4 protein-coding genes and 1 pseudogene are annotated in these 2827 nt (G+C 43.8%); all 5 read left to right on the forward strand.

All coding sequences use genetic code 11. The annotated features are described in order from the left end of the window. Nucleotides 1-398 (forward strand): annotated as a pseudogene (locus A1D16_RS21430) (TonB-dependent receptor); the annotation flags it as partial. 11 nt (nucleotides 399-409) lie between these two features. Then, nucleotides 410-1051 carry a hypothetical protein gene (locus tag A1D16_RS21435; RefSeq protein ID WP_290713713.1) on the forward strand — a complete coding sequence of 214 codons (642 nt, stop codon included), beginning with the start codon at nucleotides 410-412 and terminating at the stop codon, nucleotides 1049-1051. A 1-nt stretch (nucleotide 1052) separates the two neighbouring features. After that, nucleotides 1053-1661, forward strand: coding sequence for a hypothetical protein (locus tag A1D16_RS21440; RefSeq protein WP_290713716.1), 609 nt, complete (start codon nucleotides 1053-1055; stop codon nucleotides 1659-1661). A 29-nt stretch (nucleotides 1662-1690) separates the two neighbouring features. Then, the gene (locus A1D16_RS21445) at nucleotides 1691-1981 is read left to right on the forward strand and encodes a transcriptional regulator (protein ID WP_290713719.1); all 291 of its coding nucleotides are present in this window, start codon (nucleotides 1691-1693) and stop codon (nucleotides 1979-1981) included. 67 nt (nucleotides 1982-2048) lie between these two features. Then, a partial coding sequence (locus A1D16_RS21450; protein ID WP_290713722.1) for an ATP-binding cassette domain-containing protein occupies nucleotides 2049-2827 on the forward strand: 779 nt, incomplete at its 3' end.

Raw genomic sequence — 2827 nt, forward strand, 5'->3', positions numbered from 1 at the left:
CATCGCTGGTAATTAAAAAGTTTATAACCAAATGGAAAACCCAGTTCAATGCTTCTTATTCATTTGCTACCGGCCGTCCTTATTATAATATCCGGTACAATAACAACGAGGCAAAGTTTGAAGTGGCTGACCAGGGTACCACCATTCCATTTAATAACCTGAGCCTTAGTATCAATTACCTGCCGGCTATTGGAAAAAAGGAAGCGAAATCATTTACTGTATGGGTAGTGTCTGTTAACAATGTGCTGAATCAGAACCAGATCTATAATTATAATTATTCGTACAATGGCATGGTTCGTCAACCGATACGTCCGGCAGCTAACCAATTTTTCTTTATTGGCTGTTTCATTAGTTTCGGAGTGGATCGTTCACAGGATGTAATCAATAGTAACCTTTAAATAAAATGAATATGAAAAAAACGGCTTTTTTGCTCTTGTTACTTGCGGGCAGTTTATCAGTTCTTGCACAACCCGATAAATACCGCAAAGTTATGCAACAGCGGATCGGAGAATTAGACAGCGCCCTTCAAAAGGGAAGCATGGGATCGCTTGCCAATGCATTTGAACGGATTGCCGAAGCGGAAAAAAACCAATGGCTGCCCTATTATTATGCAAGTTATTGCCAGGTAATGACGGCCTTGCTCGAACAGGATAAAGCAAAGGTGGATCCACTGGCAGACAAAGCAGAAGCGCTTATAAAAAAAGCCGCTGCCCTGGCCGGTGAGTCGAACAGTGAAATCAATGTTATCTATAGTATGATAGCAACAGCCCATCTTACGGTAGACCCTCCGGCCCGTTGGATGCAGTATGGCCAGGCTTCCGCGGCATTTCTGGAAAAAGCCAAACAACAGGATCCTACTAATCCGCGGCCAGTATACCTGGAAGGTCAATCTAAATTTTATACACCTGAACAATTCGGTGGTGGTAAGGCAGCAGCAGCTGTAGTACTCGAGCAATCACTGCGTTTGTTTGACCAGTTTAAGCCTGCTTCCGAACTTCATCCGACATGGGGAAAAACATCGGCACAATATTTTTTAGCGCAATGCAAATGATATGGAACGAACTGAAAAGAATAGCTCCGCAATGAGCAGTGCTGAAAGTCTGGCGGTGATAGAAGCCATGATCAACAAAGCCAAGAATCAGTTCAGTGAAAACGGTCACCTCTACCTGCTTTGGGGATGGGTGGTATTTTTCTGCAGTCTTATCCATTACCTGGGCTTGCGGTTTATCAAAATGGTGGAATTTCAGTATGTGTGGCTGCTTATGTTGCCGGCAGTGCTTTATACGATTGTGTACCTGGTAAAACAAAAAAAGCAGCAAAAAGTAACCACCTATACCGACGAAGTTTTAGGAGCCATTTGGATGGCTTTTGGGGTTACCATATGTATTAGCGGATTTGTAATCGGACAAACCATGGGCACAGAGTTTTACAAGCTGCTCAATCCGATTTACCTGGGCATTTACGGTGTGCCGACCTTTGTGTCGGGCATGCTATTAAAATTCCGTCCCCTTAAAGCAGGCGCATTTTTTTGCTGGGGCATGGCAGTTTTGGCTACATTTATCCCGGTACAGGAGCATTTATTGTTAATAGCACTTGCCATGGCAGTAGCGTGGATTGTTCCGGGTTATCGCTTAAAACAACGATATGTTAAACAGTCTTAATAGGTTATTCAGGAGGGAAAACGTTCCATATGTTTAAAGACCTGGATCCCATATTGCATACACCACTGCGACTTGCAGTGGTTTCCCTGTTGATAAGCGTGAAAGAAGCCGAGTTCACCTTTATCAGGGAAAAAACCAATGCAACAGCTGGCAACCTGAGTGTACAGATGAATAAGTTGAAAGATGCGGGTTATATAGAAGTGGTTAAACAATTCAGAGATAATTACCCGCAAACAATTTGTAAAATAACGCCCGAAGGAATAAAAGCCTTTGAAATTTATGTACAGAACCTGCAGAGTTACCTGAACGCAGGAAATTAAAAAAAGCTGCTGAGTTCCCAACAATATTATCTGGCAGGTGTTATTAGGAAGAACTAATCTGGCCAGTATGGAGCCCCTTATTGAAGTAAAGCACCTGGTTAAAAACTTTGATGATCTGGTGGCAGTCAGTGATCTTTCTTTCTCCGTTTACCAGGGAGATGTTTATGGCTTCCTGGGTCAAAATGGTGCCGGGAAATCAACTACCCTGCGTATGCTGCTTTCCCTGATACATCCCGGGTCTGGTTCGATCCGCTTATTTGGAGAAGAACTTTCCGTTTCAAAAAAAGCTGTTTTAAAAAGAGTGGGGGCCGTTATAGAACGGCCCGATTTGTACAAGTACCTCAGTGCAAAAGAAAACCTTTCTATTTTTTCCCGCATGAGCGGCCAGAAACGATCGGAACGCCAGCAGATGGAACAACTCGAAATGGTTGGTTTAGCGGATCGTGCCAATAGTAAGGTGTCGAGTTTTAGTCAGGGAATGAAACAAAGATTAGGCATTGCGGTTGCCCTTGTGCACAATCCTGATCTGGTAATCCTGGATGAACCTACGAATGGGCTTGATCCGCAGGGTATTGCAGATATGCGTAACCTTATTCTACACCTAAGCAAAGAAAGGAATAAAACGGTGGTGGTTTCTTCGCACCTGCTTAGTGAAATTGAACAGGTAGCCACGCGCATGATTATTCTTGACAAGGGGAGAAAAATGGTTGAAGGCAGGGTGTCAGATTTTTTCCAGCCGAGCAGAAATAAAGTGCAACTGCAGGTTTCCGATCCGCAGAAAGTTAAAGATCTGCTGACCCGGGCTCCCTGGAACCTGCCGGTAGAAGAATGGAAGCAGGAATTGGT

Source organism: Flavihumibacter sp. CACIAM 22H1 (genome assembly GCF_001601815.1).
Taxonomy (GTDB): domain Bacteria; phylum Bacteroidota; class Bacteroidia; order Chitinophagales; family Chitinophagaceae; genus Flavihumibacter.

Coding starts and splice junctions, on each gene's coding strand:
- A1D16_RS21440 (WP_290713716.1), top strand. CDS start 1,053: ATGGAACGAACTGAAAAGAATAGCTCCGCAATGAGCAGTGCTGAAAGT.
- A1D16_RS21435 (WP_290713713.1), top strand. CDS start 410: ATGAAAAAAACGGCTTTTTTGCTCTTGTTACTTGCGGGCAGTTTATCA.
- A1D16_RS21445 (WP_290713719.1), top strand. CDS start 1,691: ATGTTTAAAGACCTGGATCCCATATTGCATACACCACTGCGACTTGCA.